The organism is Chryseobacterium sp. PTM-20240506, from assembly GCF_048296755.1.
In the GTDB taxonomy this organism is placed as follows: domain Bacteria; phylum Bacteroidota; class Bacteroidia; order Flavobacteriales; family Weeksellaceae; genus Chryseobacterium; species Chryseobacterium proteolyticum.
On record NZ_CP182581.1, the window covers coordinates 4,472,688 to 4,493,546 of the forward strand.

At 32.5% G+C, this 20,859-nt stretch carries 17 protein-coding genes; 12 read left to right on the forward strand and 5 right to left on the reverse strand.

The window, feature by feature from the left end; translation table 11 throughout:
* Positions 1-50: 50 nt before the first annotated feature.
* The 5 genes from ACNFU2_RS20120 to ACNFU2_RS20140 all read left to right on the forward strand — a co-directional run bounded on the left by ACNFU2_RS20120 (position 51) and on the right by ACNFU2_RS20140 (position 6,081).
* The gene (locus tag ACNFU2_RS20120) at positions 51-1,385 is read left to right on the forward strand and encodes a peroxiredoxin family protein (protein ID WP_418122880.1); all 1,335 of its coding nucleotides are present in this window, start codon (positions 51-53) and stop codon (positions 1,383-1,385) included.
* Positions 1,386-1,442: 57 nt separating this feature from the next.
* Positions 1,443-1,673 (forward strand): hypothetical protein, encoded by a 231-nt coding sequence (locus tag ACNFU2_RS20125; protein ID WP_273647230.1) that lies wholly within the window; start codon positions 1,443-1,445, stop codon positions 1,671-1,673.
* 103 nt (positions 1,674-1,776) lie between these two features.
* Positions 1,777-2,283, forward strand: a complete 507-nt coding sequence (locus tag ACNFU2_RS20130; protein ID WP_418122882.1) for a hypothetical protein — start codon at positions 1,777-1,779, stop codon at positions 2,281-2,283.
* Between the two features lie 543 nt (positions 2,284-2,826).
* Entirely contained in the window at positions 2,827-4,380 is a 1,554-nt protein-coding gene (locus tag ACNFU2_RS20135; protein WP_418122884.1) for a GMC family oxidoreductase, read from the forward strand.
* A 477-nt stretch (positions 4,381-4,857) separates the two neighbouring features.
* On the forward strand, positions 4,858-6,081 hold the full coding sequence (locus ACNFU2_RS20140) for a hypothetical protein (protein ID WP_273647236.1): 1,224 nt from the start codon (positions 4,858-4,860) through the stop codon (positions 6,079-6,081).
* Positions 6,082-6,585: 504 nt separating this feature from the next.
* On the opposite strand, the gene ACNFU2_RS20145 is transcribed toward ACNFU2_RS20140, so the two are convergent.
* The 3 genes from ACNFU2_RS20145 to ACNFU2_RS20155 form a co-directional block, all read right to left on the reverse strand.
* Entirely contained in the window at positions 6,586-6,915 is a 330-nt protein-coding gene (locus tag ACNFU2_RS20145) for a helix-turn-helix domain-containing protein (RefSeq protein ID WP_273647237.1), read from the reverse strand.
* 10 nt (positions 6,916-6,925) lie between these two features.
* Positions 6,926-7,375, reverse strand: a complete 450-nt coding sequence (locus tag ACNFU2_RS20150; protein ID WP_418122887.1) for a helix-turn-helix domain-containing protein — start codon at positions 7,373-7,375, stop codon at positions 6,926-6,928.
* 135 nt (positions 7,376-7,510) lie between these two features.
* Entirely contained in the window at positions 7,511-9,019 is a 1,509-nt protein-coding gene (locus ACNFU2_RS20155) for a helix-turn-helix transcriptional regulator (protein ID WP_273647239.1), read from the reverse strand.
* Positions 9,020-9,366: 347 nt separating this feature from the next.
* Between ACNFU2_RS20155 and ACNFU2_RS20160 the strand changes: the two genes are divergently transcribed.
* Positions 9,367-10,212, forward strand: coding sequence for an SMP-30/gluconolactonase/LRE family protein (locus tag ACNFU2_RS20160; RefSeq protein ID WP_273647240.1), 846 nt, complete (start codon positions 9,367-9,369; stop codon positions 10,210-10,212).
* 421 nt (positions 10,213-10,633) lie between these two features.
* On the forward strand, positions 10,634-11,719 hold the full coding sequence (locus tag ACNFU2_RS20165; RefSeq protein ID WP_273647242.1) for a hypothetical protein: 1,086 nt from the start codon (positions 10,634-10,636) through the stop codon (positions 11,717-11,719).
* Between the two features lie 1,480 nt (positions 11,720-13,199).
* On the opposite strand, the gene ACNFU2_RS20170 is transcribed toward ACNFU2_RS20165, so the two are convergent.
* Positions 13,200-13,349: a hypothetical protein gene (locus tag ACNFU2_RS20170; RefSeq protein WP_273647244.1), complete on the reverse strand. Its 150-nt coding sequence runs from the start codon at positions 13,347-13,349 to the stop codon at positions 13,200-13,202.
* A gap of 565 nt (positions 13,350-13,914) precedes the next feature.
* Here ACNFU2_RS20170 and ACNFU2_RS20175 point away from each other — a divergent pair.
* From ACNFU2_RS20175 to ACNFU2_RS20195, 5 genes are all read left to right on the forward strand, one after another.
* Positions 13,915-14,196 (forward strand): helix-turn-helix domain-containing protein, encoded by a 282-nt coding sequence (locus ACNFU2_RS20175; protein WP_418122890.1) that lies wholly within the window; start codon positions 13,915-13,917, stop codon positions 14,194-14,196.
* A 98-nt stretch (positions 14,197-14,294) separates the two neighbouring features.
* Positions 14,295-15,749: a DUF3945 domain-containing protein gene (locus ACNFU2_RS20180; RefSeq protein ID WP_418122892.1), complete on the forward strand. Its 1,455-nt coding sequence runs from the start codon at positions 14,295-14,297 to the stop codon at positions 15,747-15,749.
* Positions 15,750-15,769: 20 nt separating this feature from the next.
* Positions 15,770-17,857: a DNA topoisomerase 3 gene (locus ACNFU2_RS20185; RefSeq protein ID WP_418122894.1), complete on the forward strand. Its 2,088-nt coding sequence runs from the start codon at positions 15,770-15,772 to the stop codon at positions 17,855-17,857.
* Between the two features lie 296 nt (positions 17,858-18,153).
* Positions 18,154-19,062, forward strand: a complete 909-nt coding sequence (locus ACNFU2_RS20190) for a hypothetical protein (protein WP_418122896.1) — start codon at positions 18,154-18,156, stop codon at positions 19,060-19,062.
* A gap of 4 nt (positions 19,063-19,066) precedes the next feature.
* Positions 19,067-19,777 (forward strand): CBS domain-containing protein, encoded by a 711-nt coding sequence (locus tag ACNFU2_RS20195; RefSeq protein WP_418122898.1) that lies wholly within the window; start codon positions 19,067-19,069, stop codon positions 19,775-19,777.
* A gap of 210 nt (positions 19,778-19,987) precedes the next feature.
* On the opposite strand, the gene ACNFU2_RS20200 is transcribed toward ACNFU2_RS20195, so the two are convergent.
* A complete protein-coding gene (locus ACNFU2_RS20200) occupies positions 19,988-20,830 on the reverse strand; it encodes a restriction endonuclease (RefSeq protein ID WP_418122900.1) in 843 nt (280 codons plus the stop codon).
* Positions 20,831-20,859: the final 29 nt, after the last annotated feature.

Sequence of the window (20,859 nt, forward strand, 5' to 3'; positions counted from 1 at the left end):
CGTGTTTATAGGATGTAGTTATCAAAATTTGCAAATCATAATTTTTATCTATGAAAAAAATAATAGTATTAATTTTAGGGATTTTCTTTTTAGAATCCAAAGGGCAGGATATTGCAATGGATTTTCCTTATTTTAAAGGCAAGAGCTACGATTTTGTGATCTTTCAGGGGAGTGAGGCCAAAACAGTGTTCCAAGGGACAATTCCTGAAAACGGGAAGTTTATTTTACATATTCCCAAGCAATATGCTCCCTATCGGGGTATGAGTCGTTGGCTTATCACCGGGAGTAAAGAAGGAGGCGGCTTGGATATGGTGATCCCGGGTCATGATTTCTCAGTAGGTAGTAAAGAATCTCAACCTAGAGAAGAGAATATTATTTATATGGGAAATGAGGAAGTAAAAGAGCTTAATAGTCTTTATAAAAAAGAGCAGGCGATCTTCGCCAGATATGGAGCCATGCTCCAGGCCACGAAATCTTTTTCAAAGACGGATAAAAACTATTTGATTTTTGAAAAAGAGGCTCAAACTCAAGTTCAGGCTTATGGGGATTATCAGGGAGAGCTAAAGAAAAACAAGAGTTATGCATCAGGCCTTATCAATATCATTAATATTACCCAGGGTATAGGAACTGGTCTTTTTGAAGCGGAGGAAGAAAAGGCAAAAAACATCAGTGATTATATTACCAGGGATCTCGATTGGGACGCCCTGTATACTTCCGGGCACTGGACGGAGGTGATCGCTTCCTGGGCAGATATTCATGCCTTAGTATTGGAGGATCCTAAGTCCTTTGCCAAAGATGTAGAAACCGTAAGCTCCCGAATCAAAAATCCTGCGGAGTATAGGGATTTTGCAGAAAGACTGGCCGTGGCGTTCACCCGTAACGGGAGAGATGATTTTATCAGTGCTATTACGCCCATCATCAGGGCTTGCGGCAAGATAAGTTCTTTCGAAGGCCCCTTATCTGTTTTTGTATCTGCAGCAGTAGGAATGCAGGCCCCAGATCTTGATCTTCGTGCTTCGGGATATAAAGTTCTTAAAAGTAGTTCCTTTTTAGGAAAGGGTTATGATAAAACGCTATTACTTTTTTACCGATCAGATTGTGGTCCCTGTGAAGATCTTTTAAAAGATCTTAGTGGGAAATATGATATGCTAAAATCAAGAGGGGTTCATATAATCTCAGTCTCCGGTGATCAGGCAGAATCGTTATTTAAAGAAAAGGGCAAGGAATTACCCTGGGAGGATAAATATTGTGATTATAAAGGTTTTGAAGGGGTTAATTTTAGAAATTACGGTATATCGGGTACCCCTACTGTTTTTCTTATTGATGGTGAGGGTAAAATAATAGAAAGAAGGGCTTCCCTAACGGATATTATGGGAAGGTTATGATAAGATCGTAAAATAGAAAGTTTTGCTTTCATAGGAAAAAATAAAAAAATAGAAGTATTGATAACAAAAGATAAAATATTTTCAATGAGTATTGATGAAGCTTTCATAGAAGAACATTTATTAGGAAAAAGCCCTAAAGAAATAGTTTGTTTTATGTCCAAAGTTCCAGATGCAGAAAAGGGTAATGAGTGGATGTATGTTACTAAAAAATACTTGTGGGGGATGTATAAAAGGAGGCTTTATTTGTATTTTCATAATGGAGTGGTGAGCGAATATTATTGTGAGTAACAAAAAGTGGAAGATCTGGATAATCCCCTTGGAATTAATAATTAATAGAGAGGGATCGATGAACACAAGATAACCTATAATAAATAAACTAAAATCCATAAAAATGAAAAGAGTACTATTAATCAGTATGTTGTTTATTGGAAGTTTGTATAATGGACAAATAGCAATAGGAAAGTCTGAGCTTACTAATGGGTCTGTTTCTCTGGAGTTCTCTGGTGCAGAAAACCGGGGTCTTATCCTGCCTTATGTAGAAGATAAGACAGGTATCACCGAAAATGGGACTTTTATATTTGATACAACAGACAAAAAGGTAAAATTATTAAGTAGTGGTGTATGGCATGATTTGAGTGTTGATCCGGGAGGAGTTGTAGATTTAAGCGATCAAAAGGATAGGGAAGAAAATGCAGACGGTAAGGTGGGTATTGGTAAGCAAAGCGCTGTTATGGGTATTCTGGTCCTTGAGGATAGTGATAAGGCCATGATTCTCCCTAAGGTGGCTAGTCCCCATTTAAATATCATCAATCCTTCTGCCGGAATGATGGTGTATGATACAGTAGCTCGTCAGTTAGCCGTTTATAATGGGAGTGTATGGTCTTTTTGGAAGCCATAAAACCATAAAAAACCATAAAAGATATGGCGTTATAGCTACAGTTATAGCTATTAATCATAGGAGGTAAGTTGTCATGATCATTCTTTATTCTTTACCTATTCTTTCAAAACAGAAGTCTATCTTTTTTAAAAAGATGGACTTCTTTATTTTATTTAAGCTTATAAAGTTTTTAGATTTATCATTCTCTTAATATTTCTTAAGTTAATTATTGATGCTATAAGCTAATTTTGTAATACAAGCTATTCTATTTCAGTGCTTTGGATAAATGAGTGATTGATTCCCGTAAGTATTTATTTTTAACCGTGTCATCTAATTTACAGCTTGATAATTCGGAGTGATAGAATTTGGATTTTTATGATAGAGAGCTGTTCTTGAATTTTTTAAGAAAAAAATATAGACTTATACCCAACAATTATCTCAACATTTTAAAGTGAGCAGAAATGCTATTATAGTTGAAAGACAAGATTTTTAGTTTAACTAAACCTTGGATGTTAAATTACTTAATAAGAGATACTAACATATTTATAAAATATAATTAATTATATGGAAAAACAAGAAAATACTATAGGTCAGAAATATGATCATATTGTAATAGGTGCAGGGTCAGCCGGATGTATTTTAACAAGGAGATTACTTGACGCGGGTAAAAAAGTTTTGCTTATTGAGGCTGGGCCTATTGATAATAAACCCGAAATACATGATCCAATGGGATCTATAGCATTATGGAATTCGGATGTTGATTGGGCCTTTGAGACAGAGCCTCAAAAATTTGCTAATAATCGTAGGTTACCCTTTCCCAGGGGAAAAACTTTGGGAGGGAGCAGTTCATTTAATGGAATGATCTATGTAAGAGGTGCAAAACAAGATTTTGATACCTGGGCCTATTTGGGAAACCATGGTTGGGATTATGAATCAGTAAAAAATAATTTTAAAAGATTCGAGCAATTTATTCCTGAAGAGGATGCTATTAATAAGGATGAATTGGGAACTAAGGGTGATTTGCCTATAACTTTAAACCCCCAACCGACTGATATTACAAAGGCGTTCATTGCCGATGCTATTGATTTGGGAATTCCTTATAACCCAAATTATAATGATGGTAATGAGATGTTTGGGGCCTATCATACATGGTTAACCCTTAAAGATAACAAAAGGATGAGTAGTTGGGTTGCTTTCCTGGAGCCTTTAAAAAATCATCCTAATCTTACTGTTTTGGTTAATGCCAATGTTACTCGGGTAGTATTTTCTGGCGAAACAGCAGTTGGTGTAGCATATACCATTGATTCTTCCGAATATGAAGAACAAGCTTATGCGAAAGATGATATTATATTAAGTGCAGGTTCAATTAATACTCCAAAGATATTAATGCTGTCAGGAATAGGAGATCAGGAGCATCTTAAAGAAGTAGGTATTAGTTCAAAAGTACATTTACCAGGTGTGGGACAGAATTTACAAGACCATATTAATGTTCCGCATGTATGGGAGACACATGAAAATATTCCTCTGTCTAAAGCCCAAGGTTTGGAAGGAACATTTTTTTGGAAAACAAAACCAGATATGAAGGTACCGGACATGCAACCAATTCTTATAACATTTCCATATCCCATGGAAAAATCACCTGAAAATGGTTTTACAATTGTTTCAACATTATTACACCCACAAAGTAGAGGGATAATTAAACTAAAATCAAACAACCCCAATGATAAACCTATTATTGATCCGAGATTTTTAGAAGATCCGGATGATTTGAATGCACTTGTACTGCAAACGCTTTTTCTTCGTAAATTAGTTACTGGAAAGCAAATGGGGTCGCTTATTAAAAAGGAATTTTCTCCAGGAGCTGAAGTTGATAGTATTGAAGATCTTGAAAACTTTATTAAGGCCCATGCTGTCAGTGATCACCACCAAGTGGGTACAGCTAAAATGGGTGTAGACAAAATGGCAGTTGTCGACCCACGGTTAAAGGTATATGGTGTTAAGAATCTTAGAGTAGCTGATGGCTCTATCATGCCAATGATAAACACAGGTAATACAAACGCAGCTTGCATTATGATCGGAGACCGTGCTGCTGACTTTATACTAAATTCGGAAATATAGTGTTATTTTAATATTGAATATTTGATTAGTTTTTAAAGGCCTGGATTAAAATAATCCAGGCCTTTTATATAAGATATCATAAAAGTAAATAATTCACATATGATAAAATTCTTAAAATATAATATATATGATAAATACTTTCGTATATGTATAGATTTTATATTAGAAAGTATATAGAACAAAGATAAATGGTGAAAAATCTTCCTTTTACTTGGAGCTTTTTTATACAAAAAAACATTAAATTCAATAGAAAGTGAATAATATTTCTTAAGATTATTATCAGTTGGATGATTTACCTTTGTTTTACAAAAGAAGATTTATTAATATAAGTGTATTTACTTAAATCCGGAGTTACTCTTCACTAAGTATGATGTTGCTTTAATTTTTATTATTAGATGTACTTAAGTATGTAAGTGCATCAATAGCAATTAAGGGTAATATCTGTTTCTAATACATAAAATTTAAAGGAAATTAACAATGCGGAAAGATAGATTTCTAGGGCTCATTTTATTCATTTTTTTAGTGACCTTGAAGGGATTGCATGCACAAACGATTAATTGCCCGGGCCCGACTTTAAATATACCAGTAAACGGTGAAGTTATAGTTAATGAGATTAAGGTTACAACTGTTTCAACAGGAAATGTGGTCAGCTTTAACGACAGCTATCCAACATGTGGGGGGAGATTGAGTGAAAAATCTCTTTGGGTTGGTCGTACTGCTCCTTTGGGACCAAGTGAAGGAACTGAATGGGCGGTTACATTTTTGTTTGATGAACCCGTTAATAATTTGATTTTTATTTTGGGAGCTACGGGAGAAGTTAATAATCAAGATTTTGTTTTTAATTCTAATGGGGGGGCTGTATCAATTTTTTCTGATAACAGTTGTTATTCGACCATTATAGATAACGCGATATTTTCGGGGAGTGGAGCACAACATGGCGGAGGCGGTGGCCTATTCGAAATACATGCTCCTACAGCTTATACTCAATTAACAGTTAGCGGATTGGGAGGAGATGGAGGTTCGTTATTATCAATTTGTACTGCCAGTATTGTATCTGCTTTAAAAATTTCGTCTATTCATCCCAGTACTCAAACAGTATGTAAAAATACTGTTCCGACACCTATTACGGTTTCCGTATTATCTTCGGATTCTGAAGTTTTATCTTACCAGTGGTTTAAGAATTCTGTAGACAGTAATATGGGAGGGACTATTATTAATGGAGCGAATACAAATACTTTTATTCCTCCTGCTTCCTCTTCTTCTAAAACAGATTATTATTATGCAACTGTTACTAGCAGTGAGGGTAGCAAAAACTCTCCTACTGCTAAGGTGATAACAACAGACTGTCTTTGTTATAAACCTGGAATTACAGAAGTTTCTAAAAAATCTTTGGATAGTAAAATGGGGATATCCTCTCTGAATAAAGGAAAAGATGTTGTTGGTTCTGACCATTGGCCTTTGACAAGAAAAGGGGCTTGGCTGGTATTGGAATCTAAATTTAAAGGATTGGTAGTAAATAGGGTGCAATTTAATAGCTTGGGAAATCCGGTCGGAATTCCTCCTTCAGATTTTGTAGAGGGAATGATAGTATATGATATGACAGACAATTGTTTGAAAATTTATACTTCAATTGATGAAGGAGCAACATTCGCTTGGCGGTGTATAAATACACAAGCATGTCCAGATAGAATAGGGGGATAGATAGCCCTACGTTATAGGTTTTTTTTATTACTTGTGATCATTATTAAATGTTCTATGAGTTCTTTTTTTCATAGTTTTGTGTTTGATACTGGGAATCTATTTCCCAGTATTTTTATTTTCTATTAATGAATATGAATATTGGGAAAAGTAAAACCAGAAATGTTACATTTCTGGTTTTATATCATTTTAGATGTTTCCTATCCCAACTTGGCTAAATTATTCATTGGATAATAAGTAAAACTTTTAGTGATTATGATTAGCTTTAAGAATATTAGGAAAATTGAAAAATATAAGATTATCTCTGTATCTCGAAATTATTAAGTGCAGAAAATGAGTTTTGTATATTTTATTTATTATAAAATGAGAAAAATTTTCCCTTGTTACTTTTTATTTTTATGGGTAGCCCAGAAGTTAAGAGAGGGGATATTATTTTCCATAAAGTGTTCAAAGCAGCTTATAGAAAAAATATTGCTTATAGGTCTTGGGAAATATACTAATTCAGTATTAATAATATTTTTTCTTCCATTTTGTAATAGTATTTCTACTGATACTGAAATGTTTAGCGGTTTGTGTATTATTCAAAAGGTTATTTTTTTGATAATCTAACATTTCTATTATTGAAGCACGATCATATGAACGAAATTTTTGACTTTGTGTATTCGATTCCTGATTAGTTAACCCGTATATTTTTTGATTTATTTTAATGATGTCTAATGCAGTAAGAGTTGTCTTTTGTAATGCCTCTTCAAATTCTGTAGCTTTTTCGGGAAATTTTTTAGAAATAATATCCAAATAAATTTTACCATAATTAATTGATGTTTTTTTATCTTCCATACTTTTAACTTTATTTTGAAAATTGTTCGTTGATTTTGGGACTGTATTTTACCAGCCACCTATATAGAGTTGTTTTTGGAATTCCATACTCTTGAACTACTTCTTTTCTGGACATCTCTCCCTTTATCACAATTTCGATAATGTAATCTATGAGTTCTTTGGTATAAATATTTTTTCTAAATTGAGGAACGGTAGATTTTTTTTTAACATTTTCTCGTTCTCTTTTCGACGGTGGGGAATATAAAATCAAATGTTGTGAGAAGATTCTGAAGAGATCATATTCCAAAAGCTTTGACCATCTTAATAATATTGCTGAATCAAGGCTTTCAGAATTGTACATATCATTAATTTCCGCTTCCGTAGCATTTAAGAAAGTGCATATACGGGATATTTTAATTTTATCCTCCAATACTATTTGTTTAATGAGAGTTCCAATGTGGATATCTTTTACGTTATTCATAACAGTTTAGATATACGGTTATTTATACAGCAAACATAGGGTAGGGAATCAAATTTTACAAATTAATAGATATCACATACCTTTCTCTGTTTTAAATTAATGATTTGTAAACCAATATATTATTTATAATGTTGTTTAATTATGATCCATTGCCTTGTTTTTCATCCATAAATAAATATCCTGATCAGAAGGAATATTAAGCTTCTTACGGAGTCTGTTTTTCCTAAGCTGAACAGCTCTAGGAGTGACAAAAGTGTACTGCGCAATTTCTTTAGTTGAAAAATTTAAGTATAGGTATCCACAAAATGTAAGCTCCCGGGTCTGAAGTTTGGGATCTATTTTTAGTAGAGTAGGAATAACTGTTGGGTATACTTCATCAAATCGTTTGATAAACTCCGTGCTATTTTCTTTGGCTAGCCTTATTACTTCATCAAATGCTTCATTTATTTTCTGCTCTAGTGATAAATTTTTTTCTTCTTTCTCTGCTATTATACTATTTTGAATGTTAATTTTGTTTTTTATTAAACGTTGTCGTCCTGTAAAATAATAAAAAATTAAGATCGAAATAATGAGAGTTAATAATACAAACCAGATGAGATATTGAGTTATATGGGTTTTTGATTTCGTTTTTTCATCGGTAATTAAATTTTCAACAGCCTCTTCCTGATTATTTGAAATCTGTTTTATAGATTTATCCTGAAAATCTATAATTTTAGCATTAAATTCATTGGATTTTTCCATATTTCCTTTTGATTGATAAACATCAGCAATGCGATGATAAATAAAGGGATATGCCTTTGTGAGCCGTAGCTCTTGAGTATTTTTTAATGCTGTTGTATAGTAGTATAACGCTGAATCAGGTTGATTCATTTCCTTTTTCATATCTCCCCAAATTAAATAAGTGAAGTTTGTACTTTTGAATTTTCTGGCTTTTGCAATTTTCAGAGACTTCTTTAAGCAGTATTCTACTGAGTCATAGTGTTTATTTGAAAGTTGGGATATTCCAATTAAATTATAATTTGTAGTAATTTCTTCTGTTGGCACCCTGGACTCACCTATGATATTAATATTATGTTTAGTTTTTGCTAAGTAAAACCGAATAGAATCCTGATTATTTTCAGCAAGATATAAATAAACCAAATTATTATATGCTTTAATTTCTTGTAGAACTATGCTTTTTTTATCTTTAATTTTGTTTATAAATTTAAAACCTTGTTTTTGTATCTCAACTGCCTTTCCAGGCATCATTAGAGAGCTATATATATTACTCCTTTTTATATAAATATCAGACATTAATATTGGGCTCTCCTGGGAATACTCTTCTTTTTCTGCCGCTAATAAATATTGTAGAGCAATATTTGGTTTCCCGATGTCAAAAAGGGATTGGGCAATATAAAAATTGCTGTATGCGATGCCATAAGAGTAATGGATTTTTTGGCTTTTTAGTAAGGCTTTATTGGCACTTTTTTGGCTGGCTTTAAAATCCATTTCCTCGTATTGCTTTTTAGATAGAGCTAAAAAACGCTTAATTTCTTTTGTTTCATTAGTAGAAGCTCGCTGAGTTACTAAATGGGGATCAATTTCTTGGCTATGAAGATTTACAAAAATGCATAATAGCAAAAAACAATATGGAATTTTTTTCATGTGTACAAATTATAGTGATAATTAGTTCTATATATCATACCTTCTAATAAGTTATACGAACAGTATGAATTTAGGCCAGCAAAAATAGAAATATCAAAAAATACTTTATGACGTTTGGTTAAAAGTGATATATATGTGATATCTCGTATTTACAAATAACAGTACAATGATGATAAAATTAATAATATTCTTGTTTATGTACAATAATAATTATGAGAGTAATAGGATATTTTAAAATGTTCTTGAAAACAGTTTGAGAAAGTTTAAAATACTTTAATGAAAAGAGATATTCATGTGATAATTTACATGTTTTTATAAATGTGGATTTTTGTAAAAAAAATTAAGATATGTGTTTTCGTTTAGCTGTTACATGGGTAACATTACATTTATTATTTCAATATTCTTATGGTCAAATTCTTAACAAACCGGAAAGTGTTGATTTTGATCCTAATACAGAAACTTATTATATATCCAATATTGGAGGAAGCTCTGGAGGTTTTATTGTTGTTGATTCTAAAAAGAAAACAACTGAGGTGAAAAAGGAAGGAAAAGGACAATATTTGGGAATTAAACGCTATGGAAAATATATTATATGTGCTATTGACCAAGATAATACAAAAGAAAATGGATTGTCTGATGAAGTAGCATTATATGATGCAAAAAGTTATAAACTGATTAAAACAATATCAATACCAGGTGCCATACAGTTGAATGATATTGAAGTTGATGAACGAGGGGTGGTTTATGTGACTGATAGAGGAGCTAATCAAGTATATGAAGTTAATATTGTTTCCGGTTCTTTTAATCCGTTATTAAAAGAAAATAATATTTTAACTCCTAATGGTCTTTTTTATGATTTGAAAACAAAACTTCTTTATATATGTACAACTAATGAAACTAATAATGCAATATATATTTTAGATCCCAAGAGTAGAAAAATAGAAGATAAGATAGCAATACCTTTCTCAAATTTAGATGGAATAATAATTGACAAGAATGATAATATCTATGTCTCTTCATGGTCGAATGATTGGAAATCTTCCCGGATATTGAAATTGGGCTCCGATAAAAAATCTATAAGCGTTTTGATGGAAAATGAAAATGGAATGGCTGATATTGCCTATGATAAAGTAAACAATCGTATTCTTATTGCTTGTATGTATAAAAATACTATACAAGTACTTCATTTATAGATATTTAAAATATTGGTATTGATTCATTAATGGATATCTGTAGTTCTAATGTATTGGTTAAATTCAGTTGTACTGCTACATGTAATAAGGTTTGATTATTATATGTATGATGAAAAATTTTAATAAAATTGTATTAGTGATATTAATGTGATACTTATATTTTTTAGATTTAAATTAATAGTTTTTACTTTTGGCAAGGATTATAAGCAAACATTGAATGTTGAGTTACAATATTCTAAATAATTATATTGATGAATGCTTAATTAGGGAACGGGCGAATCCAAGAAAATGATTCTAAAAACACAAAATTATACTCCTCCTTCGCCTGTTTTCCTAATAAAATATGCTTTTTAATATTACCTAGTAGCTTAACAAATCCAAATTACATTATTTGAGAAAATATTAACTTAAAACTATTCAAATGAAAAACAAGACCTTTTTATTTGGAATCCTTGGAGGGATTTCATTTTTAAATGCACAAGTTGGTGTTAATACAACATCACCAGGGGCTACCTTAGATGTCGTTGCTAAAAATACATCTACAACAAGTGTTGATGGAATTATTGCTCCTAGGGTTGACCGATTAAAAGCTTCGACTATGGTGGGAGTTCAAAATGGAACGTTTATTTATGTAAATGATGCTTCTACAGGAACGGCAACAGGGCAAGCGGTTAATATCAATACAACAGGTTATTATTATTTTGAAGGCAGTACATGGCAAAAGTTTGCCGGCGGTGGCGGATCATCGGGTGCTAATATTTATACAACCGACGGAAGCCTTACAGGTAATAGAAATGTAGATTTAGGAGGCAATACTTTAAGATTTAGTGGTCCCGGAAACGTGGGAATTGGAACCACAGCTCCCAACAATGATGCTATCCTTGACACATCTGCACCAAATAAAGGGTTTTTAATGCCTCGAATTGCTCTTACAGGTACGAATGCCAGTGCTCCTTTATCTTCACATACTGCAGGAATGTTAGTATACAATACAGCTTCTGCCGGAGTATCTCCTAATGATGTAACTCCTGGAATATACTATAACGATGGTACAAAATGGTATAAAACCAATCAAACAACTGGCACTCAAAGTGGATCAAGTGTAAATTATCAGGGCTTTATTAATGCAAGTACAGCTACAAATTCTGTTATACAATTAGGAAATCTTCAAGTTAGATATAATGGAACAAATACTGCTGGAACGATTTCCTTCAGGAATATAGGTAGCCATCCAATTTATGCTTATTATTTTGCCGTTTGGGGACATACTAGTAATTCTAGTACAACTTATGATGGTCCATATACATTACAACCCAATGTTTGGGTAGAAACCTATAGTTATGGGTCTCAAAACTCTGAGGGAACAATCATGCAGTTAGACACCTATGATCCATCCCCTGCTGATGGTACAACTGTTAAATCCTATAATCTTTCTACCCGAATGTTTTATGCTTCTGAAGTGGGAGCAGTAGGAGACTACATGTTTATGAGGTTTTTTAGAAATTAATTAAATCGTCAGAAAAATTTTAAATAGTTGAATCACTATTGATTATGTGTTTTAATATGCTGGTCTGACACAGGATGGGTGGGTATAGATATTACTAATTAGAGAAAAGGAAACTTTTATTATAATCTTAACGGATATAGTAAATGGTCATGTTTCTCAAAGCGAAAGATAGAAAATGCATCGTAAAAATTAATAGCGCGTTCAATGATAAAGCTTGCTTGAAAGCTTACTAAAGTAAGGATAATTCTATTTATTTTTTACTACTATGGATTAAGCATGGTAAATTTAAAGTTTTAAATAGCATTCCAGATATTACAATCAATGTAATTGATTACATATAATGGTGTAACTTATCAAATGGTAATAAGGGACTATAACTATGCTCAACACCGTGGAACAATCACAAAAGTGTAACCGGTAAGTGGTATGTTGATAATACTTTCTCTGTTGTACCATATCTAAGCCAATAATCCTTAGTTAATAAGTTTTATGCATTATTTTGTACTGGCTATATTGATGACTTAATATTATCAAGGATCTAACTAATTTGCGTCAATATCTAAATAAATAAAAAGTGAAGATGGGTAGTATTAAGTTCAATTTGAGAATTATACAAAAGCGGAAAAAAATACTAAAAGCAATGTTCTTCTTTTCATTTTTATATTTTTTAAATTAAAGATGAAATATGCAAGGTATAATGTGCAATATTAATATTTTTGGTCACTCTTAACTGTATATATGATAATTAAGATTTGATGGCTATTAAACAAATTTAAATATTTTTATAATACAAAGATTCTTTTTAAAGATATATCTATATATCAGCTAAGGTTGATAATACTATTATTTACGGAGAAGAGAGGAATACAGGAAGCCTTTTTATCTACATGCCAAGAGTATATAAGTGTATTCATTATAAATACTACCTTAACTTTTTAATATCAAATGTCCACTTTTTGCTGACGATTTACAACTTCCTGCATTTGAAGGCTCGTGGAAAGGAACTTGGAAAAATAAAACCTTTCTAATTAATTTAAAAAAAAATAAAATATTATTTTACTCATCTACAAAACAATCCATATTATCAAGATATATTAATTGGAAAGTTTCAAGTTAAAGATTCTAATGGAAACATTTTATTTGATAATTTAAATGTTTCGGATACTCAATCTAAAATTAAGGGAGTTAAAATATCACCCAGTGGAAAGTATGTTTTATAGTATATTGATCCTGATTTATGCTTAAAGAGCGGAGGTTTAATTATTGAATTTACAAATACCACAAAAACGCAATTAAAATTAAAATTTGCAGAGACTAGTGATTTAATAGAGCCTGATTGCTTCTATTATGGTAAACCGGGAGATCAAAGGCCAGAACCAATACCAAAGGAAATTATTTTAACAAAACAATAGCATAATACCACCTTAAAGAGGTGGTGTTTTTATATTATTGGAACCCATAAAAAATGTATTTTTATGTATTATACCTTTACATAAGAATAATAACATAGACCGAAGCCAATGATGTATAAAAGGATAGGATCTGTTTTTATGGGAGCAAAGGAAAATCCTTTTGATACAGCATCTTCTAAATGGTTAATAACACCAATGTATGAAAAAGGTTTTGTCATTATTTTTGTTGTGCAGTCTTTTTAGTGTAAAGCTCACTCCGGGACAGTTACTTTGGATGAACAAATTAATACAATCTGTAATTAATAATTCTGCTCCATCTTTTGATTACTTGTATCAGTAAAACCTCTACGTCTATCCCATGCTCCTTGCACAAGTAAGTATAATATCCTGCTTGGTCTTGATGTTGAAATCGTCTCCACCGTGAAACATCATAACTAAAACATAGTCAAAATATGGTGAATTGAGTTCTTTATCCAGTTAGTAAATAGCCGTTCAAAACCTGGTCTATTAGCTAGAAGCCCAATTGCTCCTCGTCAAATCTTTAAGTTTCAATTAAGTTCTGCTATTTTAATTTCAACACAGTCTGAAATCTTTCAGCACCATTTCCAAAAAGCTGTTCGGCTATGTCCACAGTCTTTATTATTTTACTATAAATATCGATTTTTTTTGATAAAAGATTTACTGATAGTAAAATAAATCTTTTCATTACTACGAAAAAGTAGTGATTTTATATGATTTCTGTTGTCCAATTTTACATCACCAGCAATCATAAAAATCACAGTTATGAATATCGAAAGAACAGAATTTATAGCCTGGATGGAGAGAATCATGGAAAGATTTGACCTACTGAAAGAACAGATGCTCAAGAACCAGTCGAAATTTATTGAAATAGACGGCGAACAGCTTCTGGATAACCAGGATGTTTTACAGCTTTTAAAAATAAGTTCCCGATCATTACAGCGTTACCGTACTGATAAAAAGCTGCCTTACTATACCATTAGCGGAAAGCTGTACTATAAGCTTTCTGATGTCCATCAATTGATCAGAGAGTGTTTAAACTCTTGATAGTAACAAGACATCTAGAGCCAAATCATTCATCACTATTCCAATCTTCAGGATTTTCTTAATTGAGCCAATATCTTGGTTCCATTAAATGAAATACAATGGAAAATGAATTGATAAACTCTCAGGAACCTGATGAACTTAAACCATCAACAGACACACTCCTTGTCCTGAACATTCATACCAACCAGGTTGAGATGGTCAAGGGAGTTGATCAGGATGGGAATCTTCAAAAGGTTCCTCCACAAGAAAAAAAGGATAATGAACAGCTGATCAGGGTAGATAAACATGGCGATCTATTCTCCAACTTCTTTTCTAACTTTTACCGACAGCTTAAAAATCCTACGCATTTCAACTTTTTCAAAGTTTCAGAATACGATGCTGTTAATACTGCTAACGATCTTCAAAAATATATCGATCAGGCATCCCCCGAAGAAAAAGAAAAGCTGAAAGACTACGAAGTTTTACCTCAATATAACAATAATCCAAAAAATCAAAATACAATGGACAACAACACAGACAATCAGGAATATCGTTTTAAGCCGGAACAGATCGACTGGAAAACGATGGGAAAATTCGGACTTAATCAGGAGAAGCTTGAAAAAATGAATGCGATGGATGCATTACTCAGAGGTTTTAAAACCAATACATTAATCCCGATATCCATTAATATGGGAACGGCAGTGAGCAAAATGGATGTCCGGTTATCCCTTCAAACAGGAGATACCGGACAGGTTACCGTTCATCTGCATGGAATCCGCAAAGAGCCTAACCTTAACAATAAATTCTTAGGTCATCAGTTTAGTGATGAAGACAAAAAGAATCTGAAAGAAACCGGGAATATGGGCAGGGTAGTAGATCTTGTCAATCCTAAAACAGATGAAATCATTCCATCAGTAATCAGCCGTGACCGTTTAACCAATGAATTGGTTGCCTATAGAGCGGAGTACATGAAAATTCCTGATGAAATTAAAGGAATTAGGCTTGATGAACATCAGAAACAAACCTTACTGGAAGGAGCACCATTGTACCTTGAAGGTATGACCTCTAAAAAAGGTGAACTTTTTGATGCCACCGTACAGTTCAATGCGGATAAGCGGTATGTGGAATTTTTATTCAACAATAACCAGGCACCGAAGCAAAGTCAACAACAGCATCATAACCAACAACAAACTCAACCTACGGATAAAGAAGCATCCAAAATATTCAGAGGAAAAGAACTGGACGATTCACAATATGAAAAGTTTAAAGCGGGACAGACCGTTTATGTTGACGGTCTTACCGATGCTACAGGTAAAGCCTATCAAGGCTATATTACCTTCAACAAAGAAACTTCCAAAACCGACTTTTCATTCACTCATCCTAATAAACTTAAAGAAGAGGCAAAACCTACAGAAGATCATAAAATCCAAACAGCGGTTAACACCCATGGTAAAACCAATGAAGCTACTAAAAATGTGAAGGAGCCTTTAGCATCAAAACAGCAGCAGCCTACCAATAAACAGCAGGAGGATCAGCAAAAAAAGGTTAGAAAACCAAGAAGGCAAAAACTATAATAATCATTTAAATCTTTCATATGATAGCAATCATCGCAGAAAAACCGAGTGTTGCAAGAGAAATCGCACAATTATTAGGAGCCCATGAAAAGATGGATGGTTATTTATTCGGTAACGGATATTGTGTCACCTGGGCATTAGGACATCTGATCGCATTAGGAATGCCGGAAGATTATGGTATAAGAGGCTTTAACAAAGCCTCTTTGCCTATCTTTCCGAATCCTTTTATTCTAACTCCTAAAAAACTAAAGAAAGCAAAAGGCGATGGGCCTGATCCTTCGGCTTTAAAACAACTCAACATCATAAAACAAGTCATCAATCAATGCAGCAGTATCATTGTCGCAACAGATGCAGGAAGGGAAGGAGAACTGATTTTCCGCTATATCTATCACCACATAGAATGCAACAAACCCTTTGAAAGATTATGGATAAGCTCCCTTACCGAAAAGGCAATACAGGACGGTTTTAAAAACCTTCAGCCAGGCGATTCCTTTGATGGTTTATATCAAGCTGCTAAAGCCAGAAGCGAAGCGGACTGGCTGGTAGGAATCAATGCTACCCAGGCATTAACCATCGCAGGAAACCAAGATGTTTATTCTTTAGGCAGAGTGCAGACCCCAACGCTTGCATTAATCTGCCAAAGATTCCTGCAGAATCAAAACTTCACCAAGCAAAAGTATTTTCAAATCCAGTTGAGCCATAGAAAAGAATATACAGACTTTACCAGCCTTTCACTATTACAATGGGAAGAAAAAAAGCAGGCAGAACAAATCCAAAAATCCATAGAGCGGAAGGGAAGAGCTGTTGTAGAAGATGTATCCATTACAACAGTGAAGGAACAGGCTCCCTTACTTTTCGATCTCACAGAATTACAAAAAGAAGCCAACAGAAAGCTTGGTCTTTCTGCTGATGAGGTTTTACAGATTGCCCAAAGCTTGTATGAAAAGAAATTCATTACCTATCCCAGAACCGGGAGCAAGTATATTCCAGAAGACTTATGGCCTGAAATTCCTGAACTGGTCAGAATTCTCAATGCAACCGATCATTTCAAGCCTCCCATATCTACTTTAAAGTTTGGAAACTTTAACAAGCGGATTGTGAATAATCTAAAAGTTACCGACCATCACGGATTACTTATAACAACCAAAACACCTTCCGCACTTACTGCTACTGAAAAAGCCATTTATGATATGATGGCTTACCGCTTATTGGAATCCTTATCCCATACCTGCATCAAACAAGTCAGCCACATCACCATCAAAGTACATCATTATGAATTCCAGATCAAGGGATCAAAAATACTAAATCAAGGTTGGCGGGGCATCAAAGGAATTCTCATTGATAATGAAAATTCAACTGATTCTAACGAAGCTCTTATAGAACTTCCGGAATTCAAAATAGGAGATGAGCTGAAAATATCAAAAACTGACTTACTGGAAAAAACTACCCAGCCCCGCAAACTTTTTACTGAAGCCGATCTCTTATCAGCGATGGAAAATGCAGGCCGATCTGTTGAAAATAAAGAAGAACAAAAAGCACTATCCAATATCGGCATCGGAACACCAGCCACAAGAGCTTCCATTATCGAAACGCTGCTCAGTAGAAACTATATCATCAGAAAAAGCAAAACATTAATTCCTACAGATAAAGGCATACAGGTTTACAACCTTGTCAAAGACAAGAAAATTGCTAATGTCCAGATGACCGCAGAATGGGAAATAGCACTAGACAGAATTGAAAAAGGCGAACTCAATAAAACTCAATTCATGAACGACATCCAACACTACACAACTGAAATCACCAGCGAACTTCTATCACTCCATATTCCCCAAGAAAATATTCCACAACTAAAATGCCCCAAATGCCAACAACATAATGTTATTATCAAGGATAAAATTGTCAAATGCCCAGATGAACAATGCGGTTGGATTCTCTTTAGAACCATATGCGGAATACAACTCAGTATTAAAGATCTTACTTTACTATTAACTCAAAACAAAACATCATTAATCAAAAACATGAAAAGCAAGAACGGTAAAAAGTTTGATGCTTTCATCATTCTTAAAAATGATTTCAGTACATCATTTGAATTTGGAAATAAGAATTAATTTCAAAAAATTAATAGAATAAAGAAGCAGCCGATAGGCTGCTTCTTTATTCTACATCTTATCCAATTCTTTTAATTTCTTAAAATAAAGTCTAAAATATTTACTACTTTTTTTTGAATTTTGTTAGCCATTATGATAGTGATATAGTAGGAAATTAGATTATAATAATGTAATACAATTATTTAAAAAGTATAGTTAAGTATTATGGCGTAATGATTAAAAAAAACTTAATAATATTTTTTTTATAGTATTGTAAAGTAAGATTTATTATTTAAATTTAAGAATATTTCAAAACCATGAAGACATTTATACAAATCAAAATTAACTTTTTGAAACTTTGCTTTGTTATTGTATTTTCAACTATTTCATGTATCAAAACATACGCCCAAAAATTTGAAGATATATTTTTAGCTAACGATTTTGTACTTTATAAAAATACAAAGGTAAAATTAAAACAAGATCTCATTGGAGTCAACTTTAGTCACAATTTTTATGGTGATCTAAAAGATCTTCAAAAAGATTATGATAATAAGGTATTATATCCCTCAGTAGCATATAATTTTCAAACGGAAAAAGATTCTTTAAAAAATAGAGTTTTCATTATTGAAAATATTATTGGCAAAGACGGAAAAACATTTAATACAGAAAACTCAGGTTATTTTGATTCTCCTATTTTTATCTTGAAAGATGAAGTAAAAGCCCAAACCATTTACTATAAATACGATAAAAAGTTTGAACATAACTTCCCTTTTTTAGTTGCTGATATAAATTACCCTGTAGATTTTTTTTGCTCACAACTCTCAGAAAATGATGATGATTTCACCAATGAAAAAACTATTAGAACCCCAATGACGGAAGGCAACAATTTAGCTCCCGCATCTTTAACAAAGGTTTCAAAAAAAGGAAGACCATCTGCTTATTACCTAAGTTTAAGAGCTTATGGCAATACGGTTAATGTAAATGAACGAGGGGTAATTCTAATATTTGAAGACAATACTAAATGGATTAAAAACGCAGAGATAGATGTGGAAGCAGATAAAGATAGTTATGAATACTCAGTATTTATAACTTTATCTCAAAATGATCTTAAGCTGTTTTCGACTAAGCGAATAAAAAAAATTAGACTGTACATATATGATGCTACCCTTAATGCAGGTTTTGCCAGTAAATTTTTGAATTATACAAAGTGCTTGTTAAAAAGATAATAATATGACAAATGCAGAAAAATTTTTAGATATTTATAATCAACTTGATAAATTTCTAAAAAATGGTAACAATCAGAATCATGAAACTTTTGCCTCAAAAATAAAAAGTAGCAAAAATTCAATTATAAAATCGTACCGAGATAAATTGATAGATTATGGAGAACTTAGAAACGCTATAACACACACACCTAAATTAGGTGGCAATTATATTGCAGAACCTCTGGGAGAAGTTGTTAATGAGTTTGCCATGATTTTACAAAAATTATTAAATCCACAAAAGGTTATTCCTTTATTTTCTTTTGAAGTGATTGGAGCTAACGAAAACGAGAGATTAGATAAAATTTTGAACGTAATGAGGGAAAAATCTTTTTCGCAATTTCCTGTATTTGACGAAGGTGGAATGGTTGCGGAGCTAATTAATACAAATACAATTTCAAGATGGTTAGGAAAAAATATTAATCAGAATGAAATCATGGTGGAAAATCCTATTATCAAAGAATTGATAGTCGATATTGAGTTTAAGAAAAATTTTAAATTTATATCGAGAGACTGTGATATTTATACTGCCTATGATTTGTTTATTGATCAAATAAATATCCATAAAAGAAATCTCGATGTATTATTTATTACAAACAGCGGTAGTGAAAATGAAAAATTATTAGGATTAATTACTATAGAAGATATTGCTAATAAAGTTAAGAACGTTCACTCATAATAGAGTCCTGAACACGATTGCAGCATAGTGAAGAAATTGTTTAATATTAAAGCGTAAGATTTTGAATTACTGTATTCAACTATTCGTTATGGTTTTTAAAAAGTTTGTTCATAAAGAACTTCCTGCAAATCCTGTAAAGGAGTCCAGATTCCAGATTTAACTTCCAGGTAAGTATTGCATAGTGAGACGATTTTTTGTTGATCTCCAAATCTAATTTTTTTTCTTTCTAACTCTGTTAAACCTTCGAAAGCATTTGAAGTAAAGCCGTATGTTGATAAAAACAAACCTCTCTCTTTTTTCATTGCAAATTACTTTTAAAAATTCTTTTACAGATTTTTGTCCTACCAGTTGTTTGGATTTCCAGTGCTTAATCTCGACAATATATTTCATGGATATTCCTTTTTTGACAAGCTCCAAAATAATATCCTTACCTCCATCTTTGCTTGGTGATGTAAGGGTCACATCAAATGCCAAGACTTCAAATAACTCGGCTATTGTTTTCTCGAATTCTCTCCATTCTATTTTCAACAAAAAGTTGGGATCTTCCGCTATCTTTTCTATAAATGTTTTGCTTACAATTTTGATGATATCTTCATATTCATGGGTATTTAGGTTAGACTCTATTTCTATTTTAGATGTCCAAGATTTCAAGTCATCTAAGGCTAATAGTTCCACTTTTAATGGATCAGTACTATTTATAAAACGATAGCATGCTGAAGTGAAACCATGAGGCGCAAACAAAATAAGACGGTTATAAGGATAGTTGAAAGCAAATGATACCCTCTCGTGTACTCGCTCTTCATGAACACTTTTACCTGACTTTTGAAGAGAAATACACATTCTGTCTCGAGAATCTTGCTTTGTGCACATGAAATCAAATTTACTTGTATCAGGACTTGGATTAAGTATAGTTTTAAAACCATCATTTGATAACAATTTTGAAATGACTTGATGAAATGTAAAGCAAATTTCCCGATCGTCTCTTGGACTTGTTATAGAATGTTCTAAAACAAGAATATCACGTACAAGTTGATCTTTTATTGAGGAAGTCATAATTTTAATGGTTAACGAAAGTTATAATC

What these genes read in the sequence shown, in the direction of transcription:
- ACNFU2_RS20120 (WP_418122880.1), top strand. Translation starts at nt 51, where the DNA reads ATGAAAAAAATAATAGTATTAATTTTAGGGATTTTCTTTTTAGAATCC.
- ACNFU2_RS20130 (WP_418122882.1), top strand. Translation starts at nt 1,777, where the DNA reads ATGAAAAGAGTACTATTAATCAGTATGTTGTTTATTGGAAGTTTGTAT.
- ACNFU2_RS20135 (WP_418122884.1), top strand. Translation starts at nt 2,827, where the DNA reads ATGGAAAAACAAGAAAATACTATAGGTCAGAAATATGATCATATTGTA.
- ACNFU2_RS20140 (WP_273647236.1), top strand. Translation starts at nt 4,858, where the DNA reads ATGCGGAAAGATAGATTTCTAGGGCTCATTTTATTCATTTTTTTAGTG.
- ACNFU2_RS20145 (WP_273647237.1), bottom strand. Translation starts at nt 6,915, where the DNA reads ATGGAAGATAAAAAAACATCAATTAATTATGGTAAAATTTATTTGGAT.
- ACNFU2_RS20150 (WP_418122887.1), bottom strand. Translation starts at nt 7,375, where the DNA reads ATGAATAACGTAAAAGATATCCACATTGGAACTCTCATTAAACAAATA.
- ACNFU2_RS20155 (WP_273647239.1), bottom strand. Translation starts at nt 9,019, where the DNA reads ATGAAAAAAATTCCATATTGTTTTTTGCTATTATGCATTTTTGTAAAT.
- ACNFU2_RS20160 (WP_273647240.1), top strand. Translation starts at nt 9,367, where the DNA reads ATGTGTTTTCGTTTAGCTGTTACATGGGTAACATTACATTTATTATTT.
- ACNFU2_RS20165 (WP_273647242.1), top strand. Translation starts at nt 10,634, where the DNA reads ATGAAAAACAAGACCTTTTTATTTGGAATCCTTGGAGGGATTTCATTT.
- ACNFU2_RS20170 (WP_273647244.1), bottom strand. Translation starts at nt 13,349, where the DNA reads ATGACAAAACCTTTTTCATACATTGGTGTTATTAACCATTTAGAAGAT.
- ACNFU2_RS20175 (WP_418122890.1), top strand. Translation starts at nt 13,915, where the DNA reads ATGAATATCGAAAGAACAGAATTTATAGCCTGGATGGAGAGAATCATG.
- ACNFU2_RS20180 (WP_418122892.1), top strand. Translation starts at nt 14,295, where the DNA reads ATGGAAAATGAATTGATAAACTCTCAGGAACCTGATGAACTTAAACCA.
- ACNFU2_RS20185 (WP_418122894.1), top strand. Translation starts at nt 15,770, where the DNA reads ATGATAGCAATCATCGCAGAAAAACCGAGTGTTGCAAGAGAAATCGCA.
- ACNFU2_RS20190 (WP_418122896.1), top strand. Translation starts at nt 18,154, where the DNA reads ATGAAGACATTTATACAAATCAAAATTAACTTTTTGAAACTTTGCTTT.
- ACNFU2_RS20195 (WP_418122898.1), top strand. Translation starts at nt 19,067, where the DNA reads ATGACAAATGCAGAAAAATTTTTAGATATTTATAATCAACTTGATAAA.
- ACNFU2_RS20200 (WP_418122900.1), bottom strand. Translation starts at nt 20,830, where the DNA reads ATGACTTCCTCAATAAAAGATCAACTTGTACGTGATATTCTTGTTTTA.